The sequence below is a fragment of the Adhaeribacter sp. genome (assembly GCF_057359045.1).
On sequence record NZ_JBMQUD010000108.1, the window covers coordinates 56,701 to 78,134 of the forward strand.

The following is a 21,434-nucleotide window of genomic DNA, read 5'->3' on the forward strand; positions in this document are numbered from 1 at the left end:
TATGCCTTAAGCCCTTCTTTGTAGTCCTTATTTCCACACCAAGGATGTAAGATATGAGAAGCTGCCAAGTAAAAAAGAAAGCCGATACTTCGGCTTTTCTTATACTTAATAATTTCGTATTATTACGAAGTTCTTAACTTGCATTGTAAAGAATAACAGCATTTTAGCTGTGGAACGGGCAAGCAGTATTTTAATCTAAAATATTTATAAAATGGCACTCTTTCAACCTGGATATTATGCCGCTGGCGAACTAACCGAATACCCAACTGGCACTTGGTGGAAAAAGAAAAAAGCCGGCAATGTAACCGCACCGCCTAAAAATGGTTCGGTCTGGGAAAGAGCAACTGCCCCGGCCTCACCTGCGCCGGCTCCCAATCCGGTTCCGGATAACAAAGATGCCCAGATTACTGAGTTAAACACTAAGCTTACCGCTGCTACCAATGCCCTGAATAAAGCCCAGGCTGACTTACAAGCCGCGCAAACCAAGGCCGAAGCCGATTTACGGGCTAAGGATGCGGTTATTACTGGCCTTAATCAAACCATTAAAGCCAAAGACGGCGCAATACAGATAATAAACGATGAGGTAAAAGGCTACCAAGAAAAGATTTCTGCTTTAACCTTAGGGTTAAAAACAGCTAACGACGAAGTTTTAAAACTGCAGAAGCAGATTGCAGACCTTACTAAGCCTGTACCCGAGCAGCCCAAGCCTGAACCTGAACAACCAAAGCCTATTCCGCAACCGGAGCCTATTCCGGAGAAGCCAAAAGAACCCATTTCTAAAGTTATAATCAGCGCGGCCGGCAATATTGCTGGTCCGGACGAAAGCTTAGTAATATATGGTCAATTATCAGGCGTAAAAAAGTTTTGGGTTAAAACCGAAGCCGGCAAGCCGGTAGAGGCCATTATCCAAAAATTAAATTCTCAGTTAGCGACCATAACCATACCGGCCGCTTTGCCTTACGACGTTTACCAAGTTTGGGCCGAAGACACCGTAGGCAAAAGCAATTCTGTATATGTAAACAAATCTGAATTGTGGTGGGCCAAAGAACGGTTAACCCCCGGTCAGGAAGGCTATGTATTCGGTTGTAACCTGGCCCAGGACAGAAAAGCCGGCACCAATAATGCCACAGTTACCCTGGAGCCGGGCAGTATCAAAGCAGAAGTTTTATCGGTTAATCCATACAGTATTAAATACCGCGTTCCGGCCACGGTTAAACCGGGTAGCTACCAGGTTAAGGCCCACAACAATCATGGCTTCGGGGCTTCCAATCAGGTAAATATTGCCGTAGTGGCCGAAACCAAATATACCGGGCCGGTTATTAGCCTGGATGCAAATCTCAGCGATTTAGAGGCGCTTAAAAAAGCTTTTACTACCGCTAAAAATAACAACAACGGTTCGGTTATTCAGTTGCCGGCACGAGCTTTGGAAATCTCAACCACATGGGAAAGACTAGGCGGCGGCAATTTTAGGGTACAGGGCGTAGCGGGCAAAACGGTTATCCGGGCCAAAGAAGGTTTTGCCGGTTCTTACTTTGTAATAGATATTTTCCCGCTTTCGGGTGTGGAGTTTGTAGACGTTGATTTTGATAAAAACAAGCAAAACATCACGACGAAAGGCATGTTTATCCGGGGTAATAAAAATACCTCTTATACAAATTGCCACTTCCATTTCCCAGGATTGCCGCCGGTAGATATAGAAGGCTCGGATAATACCACTTTTACCAAATGCACTTTTTCGGGCATGAATAATTTTATTGGTGCGGCTACCCAAACCTTTTTGCATGATTGCCGGTGGCGGGTGTCTGACGATGCTGGGGAGCCGGTGCACTCATTCGGCGCCGAAGGCATAGCTATATTTAACCCGGTTTGCGAAGATTATGACATTAATAATACAAAAACCGGTTGGGGCAAGGGCAGGTTCTATGTAGGTAATAACGGGTCCAGTTCCAGCAGAAACCAGTACATAGAAAGCTACCGGGCCAACAAACTAGGTGTACGCATGATATGGGATACAAAACAAAATTGGTTTGTAGGCGATAATGTAGACCCTAATTCCAGCGAACAAATATTATACGAAGGGCCAATTACGAAAGCGGCCAGCACCGCCGTAAGCCAGGAGAACAACTACCAGACCATTGGGTTTGACAATATTGAATCAGGCTTAAAAGTAGGCTTGGTTAAAATTATCCGGGGCAAAGGCATTGGCCAGGTTAGGGAAATTAAAAGCGTAAGCGGCAATAAAATAACCGTAGACCGGCCATGGGATGAGGTGCCGGACCAGACATCTTATTTTGTGGCTGGCCACTACACCTACAATGTAGCGGTTTATAATCCCTATTGCGAAGGTAAGCCCGCCATTGGGCCGCATCCGGCCTCCAACAACCCCAAAGCCGTTACTGCGCAAAGCTCTGTACAGTTTTATGGTGGTGCTTATAACTGTATGGTAGATGGTTTAACCGCCAAAGATTTGCGGTACGGCTTACCTAATATAACAACTACGCACTTCGACCCGGTGCACGATGCACACCCAGGCTTAGAGCCTTTGATAAACGTGTATTACCTGAATTGCCGGATAGAAAACTGCGCTTATTCAATCCGGCAAGACTTAACAGTTCCGGGCAAAGGCCCTACCGTAGGAGCTAGTGCCATGGTGGGGGTGGTTTTCCGTCGCATAGAAACGATTAACCCAATTGACAAAGAGTTTTATTTAAACGGCAATGTAACCGCGCCTAATAGTTCCAAAAACATGATTATGGAGCATTGCACATTTGCCAAAGGAACCGCCGAGCAGGAAAGCAAAGCCGGGTTTACCGATACAGTATATTATAAGAACAGGGTGGGAGTTTGAAACTAGAAGATATAATCTCGTGGGTGCTGAAAATTGCAGTAGTTCCAATATTCGGCTTTTTTGTAAAAGTTAATAACGACCTGTTAAAAGCAATGCTGAAAATTGCTGAATTACAGGGCGACATGTTAGAAATAAATAAAAAGTTGCATGAACTCGAAGAACGAAGGGCAAAGGATTTAATCGAATACAGCTCTGTTGTTGCGACAATCAAAACCATTGATACCATTATTGATAATAAGCTAACCACTTATTTCAAAGAAGCGGCCCAAGACCGGCAAAGGCAGTCCGAAGCCCTGAATACAACTTTTGGAGAATTAAAGACCACATTGCAGGAAATCGCTATTGAAATGAAATATATGCGGCGGGATGTGGATGATGTAAAAAGAAGACAAGACGAACCATGAGCGCCAAAGAAATCTATTTAGTTTACATAGGCCCCTGGATGCCCTATATGCTTGCTATTGTTGTGCTTGGAATAATTGCCAACTTCTTTTTCGGCGAAGGCTATAAAACGCTAAAGCAGATAGCTTGGGATACATCACGCAATCATGCTACCAATCGTTGGTCACAAAAAAGGCTAATGATGTGGGGGGCCTATACGTTGGCTTACGCCGCCTGCTTAAACGATTTTGTGCATTTAGAGATAAGGCCAAATTTTGTTTTTCATTTCGACAAAGTGCCCTTTGAAACCAAGCTTTTACTTTTCGGACTAGCCTTGACCGGCTCTGTTTTTACTATTGCCGGCCAGTTTTTTGCCCGCAAGCAAGCGGACGGAAACGGTATTCCTTTAACGCCACTTGTGGCCAATAAAGAAGAGAAGCCGGAAGAGTGCCCGGCGGCAAAAAAGGCCAAAGCCCAAGCAACTTCAGCAGACTTTGTTTTAACCGCTAAAGAATGAATAGCCAGGCCTTTTTTGATTCCATAAGGCACAGCCTCTTTGGTGGTAAATTAAGGCAAGGCGTTGTCGATACGGTTAATGAAATACTCCAAACCTGTAGAGAGCGGCAGGTTTACGATTACCGGCAAATAGCATACATACTCGCTACCGCTTATTGGGAGAGTTATAGTGCCAAGCATAATCCGGATTGGCTACCCATACGAGAAGGTTACGCAAAAACAAATGCCGAAGCTGTAGCACACGTAACGCGGTTGTTAAAAGCTGGAAAAATTAAAAGGAATTACGGTCTTCCGAACCGCAAAGGACTTTCCTACTACGGCCGGGGCTGGATACAAATTACTTTAGAAGACAACTACCGCCGGATAGGGGAGATTTACGGAATTGACTTGGTGAACGACCCTGATTTAGCTTTACAAAGGCCCGTAGCAGCGCTGCTGCTGGTTGATGGTATGAAGAAAGGCTGGTACACCGGGAGAAAATTAGAAAACTATATCACGCCTACCAATACCGATTATTTAGGTGCTCGATGGATAGTAAATGGTCAGGATAAAGCCGCACAAATAGCGGCCATAGCGCACAAATTTTACGAAGGAATGATTCTGTTATGAGAAACTCCGGCAAGTTTGAAATTAAGTTTAGAGCAATCAAAAAAGATCCTTTCAATAATAAATAGAAGATGAAAAACTATACACCTGTATTTGTGTGGGCCATTGTCTGGCTGGCAATTGTTATCCTGGGTATTGCTTTGGCTCCGGAAAAGACCGGTTTTGATGAACGCCCTTGGGCAACCTTGTTAGAATTATTAGTCATTCCTTATGCCATTGCGGCCGCCTTGTTTCTGATAATTGAGGCAGGGAAAAAACTACTTAATAAATAAACTTTATGAAATTACTTCCGATAGAGAACGAACCAGGTTCATTGATTTTTGAATGTCCGGGGTGCAAAAGCAGCCATAAAGTGCAAACAGCGGGCAACCAAAGCCCGCAATGGACCTATAATGGCAACCCTGATAAGCCTACATTTTCACCGAGCATTCGTGTAAGGTATTTTTATGGTGAAGAAATGCTTCAACATATTTGCCACTCTTTTGTAACAGATGGCAACATTCAGTTTTTGTCTGATTGTACCCACGAGTTAGCAGGGCAAACTGTAGAACTGCCTGAACTATGATTTACACCATTCCCAAAGGCGAACACTACAGCCGGCCGCGAAGATTCGGCATGCACTTTGGCCGGACACGGCAAACCTGGTTGGTTAAATTCGATAAGTCTTGTCTGTATGAATCGGACTTCGATTATTACCAATGGAATAAGGGTATGGGGTGGACGTATGGCCTGCTCTCGGATAATAATTCCATTCGCTGGTGTTGGCGACCAAGTGTGGAAAACCAAGCCAAAATAGAGGTGGGCATCTACCAGCACGACCGAAGCGAAATAAAAGAGCCTCGCATGAGCAAGCGCATCTTGCTGCCCAATCTGGACGAAGAATTTAAATTTATCCTAGAGCATGATGCGATTAATCGGGTAGTAATGCTAAGTGTTTTTGGGGAGCAAGTAGCCCAAACCATAGAAGAATATACGCTTTTAGAGCCTAAGTGCGGGTGGTTGAACTACCCTTATTTTGGCGGCAAAAGAAAGGCCCCGCACGACATACAAATAGAAGTGAAAAATTTAAATCAATGAAAATCCATCAAATTTACGTGGTCTTAGCTGTTTTTGCTTTGCTTATACTGTTGAAGCTTGTCGGCTTTTTCGATGCACATGAAACCACATCCCGGCGCGAGATAAAACAGGAAAATAAGGCGGCCGCACAAACGATTAAAGCCGAACAAGAAAAGCGCCGACAATGGCAGCAGGATTCGATAAAGCTAAGGGCCCGGGCCGATTCCTTGGCCGCCTTTAACCGGCAACAGAAAATTAAAGAAGAAACTTATAAAAAAAGAGAAGATGAAGTACGCCATATTCCTGTTTATACTACTGATGCAGAGTATGACCAGTTTTTCTCAAAACGTTACCGTCAAAAAAATCTGGTTAGATAACGCGATTGAGGAACTACGCACAAAAGACATTTGGGCGGAACGGTTGTCAGGCAATAAAAAAACGATTGACAGCTTAGAAACAGCCATAAAGGTAGCTAATCAGCGAACCGCTGGTGAAACCATGAAGGCCAACTCTTTCGCCTCGGAAGCCCAACAATGGAAAACCATTGCGCAGAATAACGAAAGGTTATGGAAAGCTGACCGGGCGAAGAAACGCCGCCGGGGCTGGATTATTGGCACGGCTATAGCCGCAGCAGTAGCCAAGGGTACTTACGACATTTATCGGAAGTTGAAATAGTTTGTGTGCAAATAGTTAACTAAAGCCCTGCCGGATGGTTGGGCTTTTTTATTAAGTAGGCTTCCAATCTCCGGGAACCAGTTTTAAATTATTTAGCTCTACTATTTCTCTGAACGGTATTCTTTTACGGGCAATATTAGCAGACACATAAGTAGTATTTTTACCTAACCTATCTGCCAAGGTCTTTACTGTTACCCATCCGTTTAGGTTAATTTCGGGTTCTTTCATTTATTTTTCTTTATCCAAAGATAGAATTAATTCGGGTTTGTCTTTATAAGTCTTAGAAGCATAAATACAGGGGTTTTCTGGAATTATGTTTTTCATTGGGTCGCCCCAAGAGCCAAAATGAAAATAATTTTGAATTTCATTTAAGGTTACATAAGTATTAAAGGCTTTGCATATCATTTCTGCCGCTTGTTTTTGAGAATAGGCGGCGATATATACGCAACCTCTTTTATACTCTCCGGTGCCTTGCCCCCTTCCGTTGTATAGTTTTAATACCTTATTCATTTAGTAATCCTTTCTCATATAATATACTATCCAAGTTCCCGAGCGGATTGCAATTTTCTTCATCATCCCATTCACTTATATGTAGCACAGAATAGGGTAGTTTTTCATTGTCAACCCATTTTTTAACTTCTTCCAAGTTCTCAAATTCATCTGGGAAATTTATCCCTACTATTTCTTCCTCATCATAAAAACTTATGGTATATGTTGTTTTCATAGCTTTTTTCTTTGCTGTTTGTATTTCTTTAACGTTGTAAAGATATGTAATGTTACGTTACATTACAAGAAATTCAGTATATATTTTTAAATTATTTTTGCGCCATGCTCAAGTTAAACCTCACCCGCTACGGCGAAATCCAAATACTTGGCTTTAAAGACTACCAGGAATATAAACCCTATAAAGAGCGAGCCACGGCTAACCCGGGCATGGTGCTTTACAAAGGCGAGCCGGGGAAGGTCCACGGCATGCAGAAAAAGGAATGGCTAAGTTGGGAATACCAGATGCTGGGCCACGGCAGCGACCGTTGGTATAATTACCACCTGGGCAAAGGCCACCATCTGCTAACAGTTGAAGAATCTTGGCAGAGTGTTTTGGCCGCTTTAGAACAGCCGGCATTCATCATCATTTTTAGGACTGGGAAAATAAATATCCAGCAGACTTAAATAAATCTGTTCCGGATAAAATGCCTATCTTTACTTCATCATTTTTAATGAATAAAGGGCGGCGCTTCTGGTGTCGCTTTTTTCGTTTTTAGAGGAAAAAACACGAGTGTTCGTAACATTTTGCGTAACACGTATTTTTATTGCTCCTGATTTACAATGACTTAGTGGCGTTAGTGCGGTTCCCTGCAGCTCCACGGAAATTTAAAACACCAGCCTTATAATTTAGGGTTGGTGTTTTTTTTTTGACCTTTTTTCTATTTCTAAAGAGCAGCTTAAATATTCAAGCTATTTGCAATAATTACCATTTAAAAATCACACTTTGAACTTACCAATGCTAGTAAATTCTTAATTTGAATAATTTACCTGGCAATAATTACTTTAATGCCTCTTTCTTCCAGGGTTTCTACGGTGCTGGCCGGTACCCCACTATCCGTTACAATATATTGTACCTGTTCGAGGCTGCAAACCCGGCCCAAGCCGCGCCGGCCAAATTTAGAGCTATCGGCCAGTACGGCCACTACTTGCGCCGATTCTATCATGCGCTGGTTTAAGGTAGCTTCGGTTAAATTGGTAATAGAAAGGCCAAAATCGAGGTCAATACCGTCTACCCCCAAAAATAAAATGCCGCAGGAAATACTATTTAATATTTGCTCGGCAAAAGCACCCGCTACCGAAGACGAATTTGTCCGGATTAAACCGCCTAGCTGCAATATTTCTATATTGGGCCGGTTGCAGAGCTCCAGGGTAACTTTAACGGCCGGAGTTATAACCGTCAGGTGTTTGCTGGGGTACAGGCAACGGGCCAACTGAAAAACGGTAGTGCCCGACCCAATAATAATAGAGTCGTTTTGCCCGATTAACGATAAGGCGGCTTTCGCAATTTTTTGTTTTTCGTCGGCATTTATCAGTTCCTTTTCGTCAATGGGTTTTTCGTTGGTGTACGGGTTACTGATAGAGCCGCCTCCCCGCGTCCGGAACAAAAGGTTTTTATCTTCTAATAATTTGAGGTCTTTGCGAATGGTAACGCCCGAAACTTCCATTAAATCGCTTAGTTCCTGGATATTGACCCGCCCGTCTTCCTGTAGTTTCTGTAAAATCAGTTGATGTCTGTCGGTAATATTTTTCATACAAGATTGCTCTGAGGCTTAACCTTAAGTTAATAAGTCTTGGTAGGCTTAATACAAACTTAACAAACCTTTAAAATTATTTCAATTATTTTTGCTTTAAGTTTAATCAAGAATCTTTATTGCTTTAAAATATGCAATAAAAGTTAATAATAGTTTTAAAAAGTGTATTTTTCACTTTCATAAGCTTTAAAATAGGTGTTTGTTTTGGTTTAATTTGGTTTAAATTACTTTATTTGTTAAAAGAATATTTAAACCTGTTATAACCCAAATGACTAAGGTTTTAGGTAGGCAAAGCGCAATACCGGAACAGCTAAATACATATATACAAGAATAAAACTGTTGTTTCTTATTCTTATTACACCACAAAAAACAATGAAAATGAAAAAAAGTTACCATGGTTACCGAATAAAGGCGCTGCGCGTTAGCCTCTTATCCGGAATTGCTATTTTCGGCCTGTCCGAAATGCTTTACGCCAGCCCGGCTAGCACGGCGCTTTCCCGGACCAGTATAGTAAATAAAAATGAGAAAGCCACGCTGCATTTTAAAACTAAACCAGTGGCCCTGGCCAACGTGCCCATTAAAGGTAAAGTTACTTCCGGCGAAGGAGAACCATTGATTGGGGTTACAATAGTATTAAAAGGTACTACTATTGGTGCTACTTCCGACGTTGCTGGAAATTTTTCGTTAGAAGTACCCGACGGAAAAGGAACGCTGGTTTTTTCCTACATCGGGTATGTAACGAAAGAAGTAGCCATAGGCAATGCTACCCAATTGCAGGTAAACTTAACGCCGGATGCCAAATCGCTGGAAGAGGTAATTGTAGTGGGCTACGGTACCCAGAAAAAAGTAAACCTAACCGGGGCGGTAGACCAGGTGGGCAGCGAAGTGCTGGAAAACCGGCCGCTTACCAACCTGACCCGCGGTTTGCAAGGGGTAATTCCAAACTTAAACATCCGGATGACCGATGGCAAACCTACCCGGAGCGCCGAATACAACGTGCGGGGGGCTACTTCTATTGGGGCCGGTGGTAGTGCTTTGATATTAATAGACGGGGTGCCCGGCGATCCTAATTTGCTTAACCCGAACGACGTGGAAAGTGTCTCGGTGCTGAAAGATGCGGCTTCGGCGGCTATTTACGGTGCCCGGGGTACTTTTGGCGTTATTTTAATTACCACCAAAAAACCGGTTCAAGACAAAACCCAGGTTTCGTATTCCAGCAATTTTTCTTTAAACCAACACACCATCCGGCCCAAATTTGTTACCGATGGCTATACCTGGGCCAAAAACTTCGACGATGCTTATTTCTCCTGGTTCGATTACAACCAGCACCCGCAAAAGGCCAACAGTGTTTTCCCGTTCTCGCTCGATTATTTAGACGAACTGAAGAAAAGATCCGCTGACCCATCGTTGCCCAAAGTAGACATAAACCCCACCACCGGAGAATATGTGTACTACGGCAGCACCGACTGGATGAAAGAATTATACGCCGACAAAACAGCTTCGCAGGAACATTCGGTGAGTTTGTCGGGCAGCGGTAAAAAATCCGATTATTTTATTTCGGGCCGGGCCATGAACCAGGGCGGTATTTTCCGGTACAACCCCGATAGTTATAAAATGTACAACCTGCGGGCGCGGGGTTCGGTGCAGGCTTTCGACTGGCTGCGCGTAGAAAACGATATTTCTTTTAGCCAGATGTCGTACTTTATGCCAATCCTGAACCACCCATCTAACACCCCGGTTTGGCGGCGCATTTCCGACGAGGCTTTCCCGATTGCCATGCTCCGGAACCCCGACGGCACCATTACTGAAAATGGCTCTATTGTTTTTGGCAGCTTTATTTCGGGTAATAATCACTCCGACCAAACCCGTTACCAAATCCGGAATACATCGCGCTTTGTGGCCAGTTTCCTGGATAAAAAATTACGGGTTTCCGGCGACTTTACTTTTCAGCGGACCAACGATGTAGAAACCCGCCTGTATACGCCGGTGCCGTACAGCAAAAAGCCAGGCGTAATGCTGGAGCGCGGCGAAAGCAAAATGAATGAGTCGGATGATAAAACGAATTACCTGGCTACGAATATTTTTACCGAATATACCCAAAGCTTTGGCCAGCATAACCTCAAAGGCCTGGTAGGTTATAATTACGAAAGTTCCAGCCTGCGGAGCCGCTACACCGAAAGAGATGGCTTGTTAAACCCAGCCTTACCCGATTTTTCGCTGATGAACGGGTTAAACTTTACGTTACGGGGCGGTGGTAGCGAGTGGGCCATTATGGGCGGCTTTTTCCGGGCTAACTACGATTACGCCGATAAATATTTGTTAGAAGTGAATGGCCGTTACGACGGTACCTCTAAATTCCCGGTTAACCAGCAGTTTGGCTTTTTCCCTTCTACCTCGGCCGGCTGGCGCGTTTCCGAAGAACCTTTCTGGCAAAAATTAAGCCCGGTGGTACCGGAGTTTAAAGTGCGGGCCTCGTACGGTAGCCTGGGCAACGGTAATATTTCGCCGTACCAGTTCCTCGAAACCATGTCGGTAACTAAATTAAACATGGTTATTAACGGCATCCGGCCCGATTACACCCAGAAACCCAACGTAATTCCGGCGGGCCTTACCTGGGAAAAATCTACTTCGGTTAATTTTGGTACCGACCTGGGCTTGCTGAATAACCGCCTGACGGCTTCTTTTGACTGGTACACCCGCTCTACCACCAATATGTTTACCGTGGGCTTGCCGCTGCCGGCGGTATTTGGCGCCTCGGTGCCCAAAGGTAATTTTGCCGACCTTGAAACCAAAGGCTGGGAATTATCGCTGGGCTGGAACGATGAAATTGCCACGGCCAAGCCTTTCCGGTATAATCTCCGGTTTATTCTTTCCGACAACGTTTCGCACATCACCAAATTTAATAATCCGCAGGGCTTAATAACCACTTACTACAAAGGCATGCGCCTGGGCGATATCTGGGGCTTTGAAACCGATGGTTATTTTAAAGACGAAGCCGATATTGCCGAACACGCCGACCAGAGTTACATTAGGGTAGCGGCCGCCAATAAATTATTGCCCGGCGATATTAAGTTTAAAGATTTAAACGGCGATGGCGTAATTGGCATTGGCAAGAGCACGCTGGATGACCCAGGCGACCAAAAAGTAATTGGCAATTCTTTGCCCCGCTACCAGTTTGGCTTTAACACCGGTGCCGAGTGGAACAACTTTTTCTTGTCGGCTTTCTTGCAGGGCGTAGGCAAAAGAGATTTCTGGCCCGGCACTGATAATTCGCTCATTTGGGGGCCTTACAACCGGCCTTATAGCTGGATGCCGCAGGATGTTATAGATAATATGTGGTCGCCGGAAAATCCGGATGCATACTTCCCGCGCCTGCGGGGCTACGTGGGCCTGAATGCCCGTTCCGAACTGGTGCTGCCTTCCTCTAAATATTTACAAAACGTGGCCTATGTGCGGCTTAAAAATTTAACCTTCGGGTACAACTTGCCGCAGCAACTAATTTCCAAAGTAAAAATGGCTAACGCCAAAATATTCTTTACGGGCCAGAACTTGTGGGTGTATTCGCCGATGTATAAAAATATTAAGACCATGGACCCCGAAGTGATTGAAGGCGCCGACCCTGAACTAAGCGCCGGTTCCGGTAACGGTATGTCTTACCCCATGCTCAAAACCTTCACGTTGGGCTTAAATGTTACTTTTTAAGAGAAATCATCATGAAAAAAATATTATATATTCTGCTAATAACTTCTTTTTTCGGGTGTAAAGACGATCTGGATTTAAAACCGCTGGATAAATTATCGCCGGAAAATGCATTTAACACCGAAAAAGATTTGCAACTCTACGCCAATTCATTTTACACCATTCTGCCCACCGGCAACGAAATAGTGCGGGGCGATGCCATGAGCGATTACCTGGTAGGCAAGGCGCCCAATAATTATATCGTACCTAATTCTTTTACCTCTTCTATGGCATCGGGCTGGAGCTGGGGCGATTTGCGCAACGTGAATTATTTTTTAGAGCACTACCAGCAAGCTAAAATTACCGACGAAGCCAAGAACCATTATGCCGGTCTGGCGCGCTTTTTCCGGGCTATGTTTTATTTTAACATGGTAAAACGCTTTGGCGATGTGCCCTGGTACGACAAAAGCATGGATGTAAGCGACCCCGATTTGTACAAAGGCCGCGATTCGCGCACGCTGGTAATGGATAATGTACTCGCCGATTTGGATTTTGCCTGCCAGAATATTCGCTCGGCCAAAGATAATACCGCGTCACAAGTTACCAAATGGGTAGCGTTAGCCTTTAAATCGCGGGTTTGCTTGTTTGAGGGTACTTTCCGGAAATACCACACCGACTTAAACTTAGGCGGCACCGCCGATAAATGGCTGACCGAAGCCGCCAAAGCTGCCGAAGAAGTAATGAAAAGTAACCAGTATAGACTAAATAAAGCCGGCTCCTTAGATTTAAGCTACCGCAATTTATTTATCAGCGAAAACCCCATTGCCGACGAAGTAATTATCTCGGCGGTAAACAACAAAGCGTTGCGGGTATTTAACGATGCCAACTGGTACTACACCAGCGCTACTTACGGCGACCGTTTAAGTTTAAATAAAACGTTGGTAAATACTTACCTGAAAAAAGACGGTAGCCGCTTTACCGACGAAGCTAATTTTAACCAGATACCTTTTACAGAAGAAGTAAAAAACCGCGATTTGCGCCTGCAGCAAACCATCAGGTTGGGTAATTACAAGCGCGATGGTGCCGCCGCGCCGCCCGATTTTACCTATACTTTTACCGGGTATCAGCCCATTAAATTAGTATTGGATGCCAAAGCTACTGACGGCGTGGCCGAAAATTTTAACTCTTTACCTATTATTCGCTACGCCGAAGTATTGCTTAACTACGCCGAAGCCAAAGCCGAATTAGGCACCTTTACCGCCGCCGACTGGAATACTACCATAAAATTATTGCGCGAAAGAGCCGGTATTGATAATGCGCCTTTGCCAACCACCGCCGACCCGTACCTGCAGCAAAATTATTTCCCAAATATTTCGGACCCGGTATTACTGGAAATCAGGCGCGAAAGAGGCCTGGAGCTGATTATGGAAGGTTTCCGGTACGATGATTTAAAACGCTGGCGGGCCGGTAAATTATTAGAAATGGAATACAAAGGCTTGTACGTGCCGGCCATGAACGTGGAGTACGACCTGAATGAAGACGGCAAAAAAGACGTCGCGTTTGTAACCACCATTCCTACGGCTAAAACGCCGGGTGTATATTATTTTTTGGTTGATAATAAGCAATCGCGGTTAACCGAAGGCACCAAAGGCAATTTAATCTGGCTCATCAACATCGAGAAAAAGTACGAAGATTTTAAATATTACCATCCGGTGCCTTTTAATGAAATTGTGCTGAATCCCAACTTAGCCCAGAATCCGGGCTGGAATTAAGCTAATTGAAATGCCCGATCCGGTTTAATGCCCGGATCCGGAACTGTTTTTAAGCCGAAGTGAGCGAAAACAAACTTTTTTAAATAAAATTTAAGTTTTTTTAATAAAATTAAAGAGAAATATAAGAGAAAGGTTTTTCTGATTAACTTAAAACAAGTTAATTGCCTTTAAATTAATGGTGCAAAGCCCCGGTTGGCGCGGGTTTACCAGATACTCGCTTGTTTGGGTGGAAGTAGAGACTGGTTTACCGGCAATATTCGGGTGCTTTGTCCATTAAACATTGCGCAGTACTATCCTAAAAAGTTATTCTATGAAACATATTTTATTAACGCTTTTAGCTGTCCTATCTTTTTCGGTAACCAGTTGGGCGCAAGCCGCTAAACACGTTATTTTAATTACCATCGATGGTTTCCGGCCCGATTTTTACCTGGATAAATCCTGGGGAGCCGTAAACCTGCAATACCTCCTGGAAAATGGCGTACACGCCAAAGGGGTAAACGGCATTTTTCCAACCGTAACATTTCCGTCGCATACTACCCTGGTAACCGGCGTGAAGGCCGCCAAACACGGTATTTATTACAACGATCCGTTTGAGCCCACCGGCCCCACTGGCCGCTGGTACTGGCATTACAATGCCATTAAAAGCCCTACTATATACGATGCCGTCCGGAAGGCCGGTTTAAAGTCGGCTTCGGTTTTGTGGCCGGTAACCGCCGGCGCCCCCATCGACTATAATATTCCGGACATCTGGAAAGTGGGCTCCCAACCCGATAGACGCGAAGAAACAAGCAAACATGCTACGCCCGCTGGTTTATGGCAGGAAATTGAATTAAATGCCACCGGTAAATTAGAGGCTAACGATTTTAACATGGATAAAGATTACCTGGTAATGGATGATAACGTGGCCCGCATGGCCGCTTATTTAATCCGGAAGTACCAGCCCAACTTTACCACCGTGCATTTGCCCGTAGTAGACCACGCCGAACACGCTGAGGGCCGTGACGGCGAACAAGTAAGAAGGGCCGTGGCGGGTGCCGACCGGGCTATTCGGACCATTATAGAAGCAGTAGATAAAGCCGGCATTAAAAACCAAACCGCCATTATTGTTACCGGCGACCATGGCTTTGTAGATGGGCACACCGCTATTCAGCCTAATATTTGGCTGGCGCAGGCCGGTTTACTCAAAGACATTAAAAAAGACGAGTGGCAGGCGCAGTTTCAGCCGGCGGGTGGTTCGGCGTTTTTATATTTAAAAGATGCCAAAGATAAAAAAACGCTTAACCGGGTCCGGCAAATATTGGCGGCTTTACCCGAAAGTCAGCAGAAATTATTTAAAGTAATAGAAGGGGCTGAGTTAGCGAAAGCCAGCGCCGACCCCAATGTGGTATTGGCTTTGGCCGCCACACCCGGTATTACTTTTGGCCGGGCCAGCACCGGCGAAGTATTCCGGCCTAGCTCCGGGGGCAACCACGGTTATTTCCCCAACTTCCCCGAAATCCAGACCGGTTTTATTGGCATGGGAGCCGGATTTAAAAAAGGCGCATTTATTAAAGAAATGGAGATGATTGATGTGGCGCCTATCATTGCCCGTTTACTCGGATTAGAATTTAAATCGGCCGACGGCATGGTTTATCCGGGGCTATTAGTAAAGTAAACCGTGTTTCATTTATTAGAATATAAGTTAAATAATGTTTAATTAAGTTTAATATTGTTTACTTTTAAAAGGATTGTTAAACCTAATGCTATTAAGGCAAGATTTTACACCTGATATCAGCCCACTTGTTGCCTTATTTAAAACCTAAACAGTAATGAGCGGGAGCCTGATTGTACTTGTCAACTTCGTGCTAAATAATAAGAATACAAGCCTCCGCAAAACCGAGTTTTAACTAAAAGAATCTACCACCAATAATAAAATCATAACAAGAGACTAACATGCGTACAGAAACAAATTCAGGAAATTCCCTGCTGGAAAAAGTTGGCATTCCGGGGCAGCTGGGCTGGGGATATTTAGGTATTTTAATTTTTATGATGGGCGATGGCCTGGAGCAAGGCTGGCTGAGCCCTTACTTATTAGAGCACGGCATGTCTATGCAGCAGTCGGCTTCGTTGTTTACCGTTTACGGCATTACCATTGCTATTTCTTCCTGGTTTTCGGGCGTGTTGGCCGAAGGCTACGGCGCCAAGAAAACCATGCTGATGGGTTTAATCCTGTACATTATGGGCACCATTGGTTTTGTGGCTTACGGCATGACCGACCTGAACTTCCCGGTAATGTTGTTGACGTACGCGCTGCGGGGCTTTGGTTATCCCTTATTTGCCTATTCTTTCCTGGTTTGGATTACCTACCGCAGTCCGCAACAGAAATTGGGCCGGGCCGTGGGTTGGTTCTGGTTTGTGTTTACGGGCGGTTTAAACGTACTGGGTGCTTATTATTCCAGTTGGGCCATTCAGCACTTAGGCTATATCAATACCATGTGGAGCTCTATCTTCTGGGTTTTGGTGGGCGGCTTTTTTGCGCTGGTTTTAAACCGCGATAAATTTAAACCCAGCAACACCAATCCGGGGGCCAAAGCCCAGGAATTAATGAAAGGTTTAACCATTGTAAAAGAAGAACCCAAAGTTTTGTTGGGCGGTCTGGTGCGGGTAATTAATACCACGGCTCAGTTTGCTTTCCCGGTTTTTTTACCTACTTACATGGCGGCCCACGGCTTTTCTACTACCGAGTGGCTGCAAATTTGGGGTACTATTTTTACCGCCAATATTGCTTTTAATTTAATATTTGGCTTTGTCGGCGACCAGATGGGCTGGCGCAATACCGTTATGTGGTTTGGTGGCGTAGGCTGTGCTTTGTCTACGTTATTATTCTTTTACACCCCGCAATTGGTTGGCGATAATTTCTGGGTAGTGTTAATGGCCGGGGTTTTATGGGGTGCTTTGCTGGCGGGTTACGTACCATTGTCGGCGTTGGTACCGTCTTTGGTTTCGAAAGACAAAGGTGCGGCCATGGCAATCTTAAACCTGGGCGCTGGTTTGCCGGTTTTCCTGGGCCCAGCCATTGTGGGCGTATTTATTGGCTTAGTCGGAAACGAAGGCGTGGTTTGGATTTTAGCCGGTCTTTATTTACTCAGTGCCATTCTTACCAAATTTATTACCCTGCCCGATAATGCCAAAACCGCCCACCACATAAAAGCCGACGTAGCCAGCCGGCCGGTGGAACAACTAAGTACCCGTTAATATTTATAAATTTTTCCTGGGAGGTAAACGAGTAGCGTTTATTCTCTCCAGATTGTTTTATCTCACCTAAACAAGATTACCATGAGAATTTTAATTACGGCGCCCTATCACGAGAAAGCGCAAGCGGTGTTGGCCCAAACGTTTGGCGAAATTATTTACCGCCCCTGGAAACCCCACGGACGGGCTTATAACGCCGAAGAATTAATTTCTTTGTTAAAAGAAACCCAGGCCGATGCTTTAATAACCGAACACGATAACGTTACGGCCGAAGTAATAGAAATATTCCCGGACTTAAGATTTATTGGCGTGTGCCGCGGCACGCCCTCCAACGTAGCCGTCGAAAAAGCCACTGAGTACGATATTCCGGTTTTCCATACGCCCGCGCGCAATGCCCAGGCCGTAGCCGAAATGTTTGTGGCCAATGTAATTACGTTTTTACGCAATACCATTGCGGGTTGCGAGTGGCTGGCCGGCGAAAACTGGGAAGCCGGTGCGCATACCTCTTACTTGCAATTTAAAGGCAACGAACTGGCCGGCCGCACCATTGGTATGGTTGGGTTTGGCGCTATTGGGCAACGCATCGCCGAAATGGTGAAAAGTTTTCCTTGCCCCATTCAGTTTTACGATCCTTATGTAAAGCAGGCCGATTCGGCTTATAAGAAAACTACGCTCGAAGATATTTTCGAAACCAGCGATATTGTCTCCATACATTTGCCGGTAACCGAACAAACCAAAGGCATGATCGATAAAACGTTGATTTCGCGGATGAAGCAAGACACTGTTTTTGTAAATACGGCCCGGGCCGTGGTGGTAAACCGCGAAGATTTACTCGATGCCTTGGAAAATAATCAAATACGAGGGGCTATTCTGGATGTATTCGACCACGAACCGCCCGATGCCACCGATTACAAAATTATTCACCGGCCCAACGTGTTGGCCACGCCGCATATTGCCGGGGCTACTTTTGAGGTAGAAGACCACCATGCTTTTATCATGAACGATGCCTTAAAAAGCTGGTTCACCGACCAGAACCGGAATATTAAACAACTGGCCAACAAAGAAATATTGGCGGTTAAAAGCTAAACCTCCCTGTAAATAGTTAAGAAATGGCGGCACAAGAAGCATACATTATTATTGATATTGGCACCGGAAATGTGCGGGTGGCGGTAGCGGCAACCAGCGGCGAAATATTAAGCGTGGAACGGGCAAATATGCCGTACCACAAAGACGATAATTATCCAGAATCTATTTATTTCGACCCGAATGAGTTGTGGGGTATTATTACCAACCTGGCCCAAACGGCTTTACAACAGGTACCCGGCGTAGTAATAAAAGCCTTAACCGCTACCAGCCAGCGCGAAGGAATTGTATTAATCGGCCAGAACGGCAACTCGCTGATTGGCTTACCCAATATTGACCACCGCGGCCGGGAGTGGGAAAGTATCATGACCGATAAAAGTAATATTTATACTTTAACCGGCCGTTATCCTACCTCGCTGTTTTCGGCTTTAAAACTGGTGGGCATCCGGGAGCGGCGCCCCGAAATATGGGAGCAGTTTGCCACTTTTGTGAGTATCAGCGATTGGGCGCAATACATGTTAAGCGGCGTGGCCCGGTATGAGCACTCACAAGCTTCCGAAACCTTGCTGTACGATGTAGCCCAAAAGCAATGGTCGCCGGAGTTAGGTTTTATTTTTGATATTAACCCGGCCAACCTACCGGAATTAGGAAATGCCGGTACCATTTTGGGGAATATTTTGCCCGAACAAGCCAGTGCCTTAAATATTTCGCCGGCAGCCGTAGTCATTATCGGCGGGGCCGATACCCAATTGGCTGTTTTGGGCACGGAACCCGCGCTCGACGATGTGGTAATCGTATCGGGTACCACTACGCCCATTATCAAACTAGCGAATCATTACGTCATCGATCCGCAGGAACGCTCGTGGACCAACCGCCACACCGATGCCGATAGCTTTATTCTGGAAACCAACGCGGGCGTAACGGGCCTCAATTACCAGCGCCTGAAAGAAATATTTTACCCCAACGAAAGTTACGCGGTTATTGAACAGGAGCTTTCGGCGCTGACGCAGCTGCAATGCGTGGCGTCGCTGGGCTCGCTGGTAGCCGACGAAAAAGCCCCGATTACCAAAGGTGGTTTTATTTTCCCGGCCCCGGTTTCCCATTTATTAACCCGTGCACATTTTGTGTGGGCTACTTTGTGGGATATTGCCTGCAGCATCAAAGAAAATTACAGCACCCTCTGCGACATTGAAGCGCACGAAAAAGATTATGTTTGGGCCTGTGGCGGTGGTTTTCAGAGCCCGTTGTTGCGGCAATTTATCTCTAACCTGTTGCAGAAGAAAGTGATGGTGCGCGCTAATTACCAGCAATCGTCGGTAGTGGGTGGGGTTATTATTTGCAACGAAGCTTTGGGTGCTGCTGAGCAGGCCGAGGTACCGGTAACCGTGGTAGAACCCCAGGTAAATGCCCGCGACCAGCAGTTGTACGCCGAATGGAAAAAGAACCGCGCCACCTTTAAACAAATGTGCCTGGAGGAAGTAGCATGAAGGAACCTTATTTTTTAGGCATCGACATCGGGACACAAGGTGCCCGGGTGGTTTTGCTGGATGTAACCGGCCACGTAGTGGGCAGCCAGGAAGAAGCTTTTGCCTTAAACGAAAAATCGCGCGAAGAACAATCGCCGCAGGAGTGGTGGGCCGCTACCCAACGGTCGGTAAAAGCATTATTGAAAGAAGCTAATGGGCAAATTGCCTTAACCGATATTAAAGCCATTTCGGTTACGTCTACTTCCGGTACCGTTATTCCGCTGGATGCAGATAATAATCCGTTGCACCCGGCTATTATGTACTCCGATAACCGCTCGGCGGAACAAGGACGGCTGTGTAAACAAGTCGCGCAGCAAAGTCATCCGCAGGGCTATACCGGCTTTAACGCTTCCAGCGGCTTATCCAAAATGGTCTGGTTCGGGCAGCAACATCCCGACAAAGCGCAACGGCTGCACAAATGGATTCATGCCACCGATTATATTATTGGTAAACTGAGCGAAAACTGGGGGGTTACGGATTACACCAATGCCTTAAAATCGGGTTATGATGTAAGCGAAGGCTACTGGCCCGCTTATATTTACGAACACCTGCCCTTAAAAAAAGAATGGCTGCCCGAGGTGGTGCCTTCGGGTACGCCCATTGGGCATTTAGCACCAGATTTAGCCGCAGATTGGGGTTTAAGCCCGCAGGTACAAATAGTTGCCGGCATGACCGACGGCTGCGCCTCGCAAATTGCCTCGGGGGCCGTTAACCTCGGCGATTGGAATACCACCATTGGCACAACCTTAGTGGTAAAAGGCGTAACCCGCACCGAAGTAAAAGACCCCGCAGACCGGCTTTACAGCCACCGGCACCCCGAAGGATTCTGGATGCCCGGTGGTGCCAGCAATACCGGCGCCGATTGGATAACCCGGGAATTTAAAGTTGATTTAGCCGAACTGAACGAACAGGCCGCCCAACTGATTCCGTCGGGTTATATGGCTTACCCGTTGCGGCAAGAGGGAGAGCGCTTTCCGTTTATTTCGCCGCAGGCCCGCGGTTTTGAGCCCGCCGGTTTAACTCCGGCGCAACGTTTTGTAGCCAACTTGGAAGGAGTTGCTTACATTGAGCGCTACGCCTTTGAGCTGATCGAGAGATTATCCGGCGAAAAAGTAAAAGCGGTGTATACGGCCGGCGGCGCCAGCAATTCCGATACCTGGCTGACGATCCGGAGCAATGTACTCAACCGGCCAATTTACAAAATGCGGCATGTAACCGGGGCTGTAGGTGCGGCCATTCTGGCGGCCTCCAAAACCCATTTTAAATCCATTATAGAAGCTACCCAAGCCCTTACGCATACCGAGAAAGAATTTCAGCCGAATCCGGCCTTAAGCACCCGCTACGAAGCCGGTTACCAGGAATTTATTCGGACCTTGCAGGAAAAGGGCTATATTCAGAAAGATTATCAATATGCTTAACATTTATTTATTGCGGCACGGGCAAACGGCCTGGAACGCCGATGGCAACCGTTACTGCGGCCGCACCGATTTACCGTTAACCGAAACAGGTTTGCAGCAAGCGCAGTTAGCGGCCGAACAATTAAAAAATATTCCGTTTGATGCGGTATATGCCTCGCCGCTGGAAAGAGCTTTTCGTACCGCGCAAATTGCGAGTGGCCGCCCCGATGTAAAAACCGACGACCGCTTAATAGAAGCTGATTTTGGTCAGTGGGAAAGTAAAGCCAAAGAGGTATTTATTCCGGAAAACGAACAACTTTGGCAAAACTGGTGCGAAGATCCGGCCAATACCCGCGCGGGCGGAACCG

Annotated in this window: 22 protein-coding genes; 18 read left to right on the forward strand and 4 right to left on the reverse strand. The window is 45.8% G+C overall.

Annotated features, from left to right (window positions below):
- The first annotated feature begins 211 nt into the window (after positions 1-211).
- From ACO1R6_RS16370 to ACO1R6_RS16410, 9 genes are all read left to right on the forward strand, one after another.
- Positions 212-2,848: a right-handed parallel beta-helix repeat-containing protein gene (locus ACO1R6_RS16370; protein ID WP_486266056.1), complete on the forward strand. Its 2,637-nt coding sequence runs from the start codon at positions 212-214 to the stop codon at positions 2,846-2,848.
- Positions 2,845-3,252, forward strand: coding sequence for a hypothetical protein (locus tag ACO1R6_RS16375; protein ID WP_486266058.1), 408 nt, complete (start codon positions 2,845-2,847; stop codon positions 3,250-3,252). The genes ACO1R6_RS16370 and ACO1R6_RS16375 overlap by 4 nt, the downstream gene beginning before the upstream one ends.
- Entirely contained in the window at positions 3,249-3,746 is a 498-nt protein-coding gene (locus ACO1R6_RS16380; protein ID WP_486266059.1) for a hypothetical protein, read from the forward strand. The genes ACO1R6_RS16375 and ACO1R6_RS16380 overlap by 4 nt, the downstream gene beginning before the upstream one ends.
- Complete coding sequence (locus ACO1R6_RS16385; protein WP_486266060.1) at positions 3,743-4,354, forward strand: glycoside hydrolase family 19 protein; 612 nt, start codon at positions 3,743-3,745, stop codon at positions 4,352-4,354. The genes ACO1R6_RS16380 and ACO1R6_RS16385 overlap by 4 nt, the downstream gene beginning before the upstream one ends.
- Positions 4,355-4,422: 68 nt before the next feature.
- Complete coding sequence (locus tag ACO1R6_RS16390) at positions 4,423-4,623, forward strand: hypothetical protein (protein WP_486266061.1); 201 nt, start codon at positions 4,423-4,425, stop codon at positions 4,621-4,623.
- Positions 4,624-4,628: 5 nt separating this feature from the next.
- Positions 4,629-4,916: a ubiquitination-like system serine protease family protein gene (locus ACO1R6_RS16395; RefSeq protein WP_486266063.1), complete on the forward strand. Its 288-nt coding sequence runs from the start codon at positions 4,629-4,631 to the stop codon at positions 4,914-4,916.
- Positions 4,913-5,428 carry a hypothetical protein gene (locus ACO1R6_RS16400; protein ID WP_486266064.1) on the forward strand — a complete coding sequence of 172 codons (516 nt, stop codon included), beginning with the start codon at positions 4,913-4,915 and terminating at the stop codon, positions 5,426-5,428. Before ACO1R6_RS16395 ends, ACO1R6_RS16400 begins: the two co-directional genes overlap by 4 nt.
- Complete coding sequence (locus ACO1R6_RS16405; protein ID WP_486266065.1) at positions 5,425-5,784, forward strand: hypothetical protein; 360 nt, start codon at positions 5,425-5,427, stop codon at positions 5,782-5,784. Before ACO1R6_RS16400 ends, ACO1R6_RS16405 begins: the two co-directional genes overlap by 4 nt.
- Positions 5,785-5,905: 121 nt before the next feature.
- The gene (locus tag ACO1R6_RS16410) at positions 5,906-6,082 is read left to right on the forward strand and encodes a hypothetical protein (RefSeq protein ID WP_486266066.1); all 177 of its coding nucleotides are present in this window, start codon (positions 5,906-5,908) and stop codon (positions 6,080-6,082) included.
- Between the two features lie 51 nt (positions 6,083-6,133).
- Here the strand turns inward: ACO1R6_RS16410 and ACO1R6_RS16415 are convergent, their stop codons facing one another.
- Genes ACO1R6_RS16415 through ACO1R6_RS16425 form a run of 3 tightly spaced genes read right to left on the reverse strand, consistent with a single transcriptional unit; the run spans position 6,134 to position 6,806 of the window.
- Positions 6,134-6,310, reverse strand: coding sequence for a hypothetical protein (locus ACO1R6_RS16415; RefSeq protein ID WP_486266067.1), 177 nt, complete (start codon positions 6,308-6,310; stop codon positions 6,134-6,136).
- Positions 6,311-6,592, reverse strand: a complete 282-nt coding sequence (locus ACO1R6_RS16420; RefSeq protein ID WP_486266069.1) for a hypothetical protein — start codon at positions 6,590-6,592, stop codon at positions 6,311-6,313. It abuts the gene before it with no gap.
- Positions 6,585-6,806, reverse strand: a complete 222-nt coding sequence (locus ACO1R6_RS16425; protein ID WP_486266070.1) for a hypothetical protein — start codon at positions 6,804-6,806, stop codon at positions 6,585-6,587. The genes ACO1R6_RS16420 and ACO1R6_RS16425 overlap by 8 nt, the downstream gene beginning before the upstream one ends.
- Before the next feature lie 104 nt (positions 6,807-6,910).
- On the opposite strand from ACO1R6_RS16425, the gene ACO1R6_RS16430 reads away from it, so the two are divergent.
- Entirely contained in the window at positions 6,911-7,252 is a 342-nt protein-coding gene (locus ACO1R6_RS16430; RefSeq protein ID WP_486266072.1) for a hypothetical protein, read from the forward strand.
- A gap of 359 nt (positions 7,253-7,611) precedes the next feature.
- On the opposite strand, the gene ACO1R6_RS16435 is transcribed toward ACO1R6_RS16430, so the two are convergent.
- Complete coding sequence (locus ACO1R6_RS16435; RefSeq protein ID WP_486266074.1) at positions 7,612-8,379, reverse strand: DeoR/GlpR family DNA-binding transcription regulator; 768 nt, start codon at positions 8,377-8,379, stop codon at positions 7,612-7,614.
- Positions 8,380-8,757: 378 nt separating this feature from the next.
- Between ACO1R6_RS16435 and ACO1R6_RS16440 the strand changes: the two genes are divergently transcribed.
- From ACO1R6_RS16440 to ACO1R6_RS16475, 8 genes are all read left to right on the forward strand, one after another.
- Positions 8,758-12,081, forward strand: a complete 3,324-nt coding sequence (locus ACO1R6_RS16440; protein WP_486266075.1) for a SusC/RagA family TonB-linked outer membrane protein — start codon at positions 8,758-8,760, stop codon at positions 12,079-12,081.
- 11 nt (positions 12,082-12,092) lie between these two features.
- The gene (locus tag ACO1R6_RS16445; RefSeq protein ID WP_486266076.1) at positions 12,093-13,829 is read left to right on the forward strand and encodes a RagB/SusD family nutrient uptake outer membrane protein; all 1,737 of its coding nucleotides are present in this window, start codon (positions 12,093-12,095) and stop codon (positions 13,827-13,829) included.
- A 310-nt stretch (positions 13,830-14,139) separates the two neighbouring features.
- On the forward strand, positions 14,140-15,483 hold the full coding sequence (locus tag ACO1R6_RS16450; RefSeq protein ID WP_486266077.1) for an alkaline phosphatase family protein: 1,344 nt from the start codon (positions 14,140-14,142) through the stop codon (positions 15,481-15,483).
- Between the two features lie 278 nt (positions 15,484-15,761).
- Positions 15,762-17,063 (forward strand): MFS transporter, encoded by a 1,302-nt coding sequence (locus ACO1R6_RS16455; RefSeq protein WP_486266078.1) that lies wholly within the window; start codon positions 15,762-15,764, stop codon positions 17,061-17,063.
- 81 nt (positions 17,064-17,144) lie between these two features.
- Positions 17,145-18,146, forward strand: a complete 1,002-nt coding sequence (locus tag ACO1R6_RS16460; RefSeq protein WP_486266079.1) for a 2-hydroxyacid dehydrogenase — start codon at positions 17,145-17,147, stop codon at positions 18,144-18,146.
- Between the two features lie 23 nt (positions 18,147-18,169).
- Entirely contained in the window at positions 18,170-19,630 is a 1,461-nt protein-coding gene (locus ACO1R6_RS16465; RefSeq protein ID WP_486266081.1) for an FGGY-family carbohydrate kinase, read from the forward strand.
- Positions 19,627-21,087, forward strand: coding sequence for an FGGY-family carbohydrate kinase (locus ACO1R6_RS16470; protein ID WP_486266082.1), 1,461 nt, complete (start codon positions 19,627-19,629; stop codon positions 21,085-21,087). The genes ACO1R6_RS16465 and ACO1R6_RS16470 overlap by 4 nt, the downstream gene beginning before the upstream one ends.
- Positions 21,080-21,434 (forward strand): histidine phosphatase family protein (locus ACO1R6_RS16475; RefSeq protein ID WP_486266083.1); only part of this gene is annotated, 355 nt, incomplete at its 3' end. The genes ACO1R6_RS16470 and ACO1R6_RS16475, both read left to right, overlap by 8 nt.

Coding starts and splice junctions, on each gene's coding strand:
- ACO1R6_RS16445 (WP_486266076.1), top strand. CDS start 12,093: ATGAAAAAAATATTATATATTCTGCTAATAACTTCTTTTTTCGGGTGT.
- ACO1R6_RS16420 (WP_486266069.1), bottom strand. CDS start 6,592: ATGAATAAGGTATTAAAACTATACAACGGAAGGGGGCAAGGCACCGGA.
- ACO1R6_RS16470 (WP_486266082.1), top strand. CDS start 19,627: ATGAAGGAACCTTATTTTTTAGGCATCGACATCGGGACACAAGGTGCC.
- ACO1R6_RS16390 (WP_486266061.1), top strand. CDS start 4,423: ATGAAAAACTATACACCTGTATTTGTGTGGGCCATTGTCTGGCTGGCA.
- ACO1R6_RS16410 (WP_486266066.1), top strand. CDS start 5,906: ATGAAGGCCAACTCTTTCGCCTCGGAAGCCCAACAATGGAAAACCATT.
- ACO1R6_RS16455 (WP_486266078.1), top strand. CDS start 15,762: ATGCGTACAGAAACAAATTCAGGAAATTCCCTGCTGGAAAAAGTTGGC.
- ACO1R6_RS16435 (WP_486266074.1), bottom strand. CDS start 8,379: ATGAAAAATATTACCGACAGACATCAACTGATTTTACAGAAACTACAG.
- ACO1R6_RS16465 (WP_486266081.1), top strand. CDS start 18,170: ATGGCGGCACAAGAAGCATACATTATTATTGATATTGGCACCGGAAAT.
- ACO1R6_RS16430 (WP_486266072.1), top strand. CDS start 6,911: ATGCTCAAGTTAAACCTCACCCGCTACGGCGAAATCCAAATACTTGGC.
- ACO1R6_RS16380 (WP_486266059.1), top strand. CDS start 3,249: ATGAGCGCCAAAGAAATCTATTTAGTTTACATAGGCCCCTGGATGCCC.
- ACO1R6_RS16425 (WP_486266070.1), bottom strand. CDS start 6,806: ATGAAAACAACATATACCATAAGTTTTTATGATGAGGAAGAAATAGTA.
- ACO1R6_RS16440 (WP_486266075.1), top strand. CDS start 8,758: ATGAAAAAAAGTTACCATGGTTACCGAATAAAGGCGCTGCGCGTTAGC.
- ACO1R6_RS16460 (WP_486266079.1), top strand. CDS start 17,145: ATGAGAATTTTAATTACGGCGCCCTATCACGAGAAAGCGCAAGCGGTG.
- ACO1R6_RS16415 (WP_486266067.1), bottom strand. CDS start 6,310: ATGAAAGAACCCGAAATTAACCTAAACGGATGGGTAACAGTAAAGACC.
- ACO1R6_RS16385 (WP_486266060.1), top strand. CDS start 3,743: ATGAATAGCCAGGCCTTTTTTGATTCCATAAGGCACAGCCTCTTTGGT.
- ACO1R6_RS16395 (WP_486266063.1), top strand. CDS start 4,629: ATGAAATTACTTCCGATAGAGAACGAACCAGGTTCATTGATTTTTGAA.
- ACO1R6_RS16405 (WP_486266065.1), top strand. CDS start 5,425: ATGAAAATCCATCAAATTTACGTGGTCTTAGCTGTTTTTGCTTTGCTT.
- ACO1R6_RS16450 (WP_486266077.1), top strand. CDS start 14,140: ATGAAACATATTTTATTAACGCTTTTAGCTGTCCTATCTTTTTCGGTA.
- ACO1R6_RS16370 (WP_486266056.1), top strand. CDS start 212: ATGGCACTCTTTCAACCTGGATATTATGCCGCTGGCGAACTAACCGAA.
- ACO1R6_RS16400 (WP_486266064.1), top strand. CDS start 4,913: ATGATTTACACCATTCCCAAAGGCGAACACTACAGCCGGCCGCGAAGA.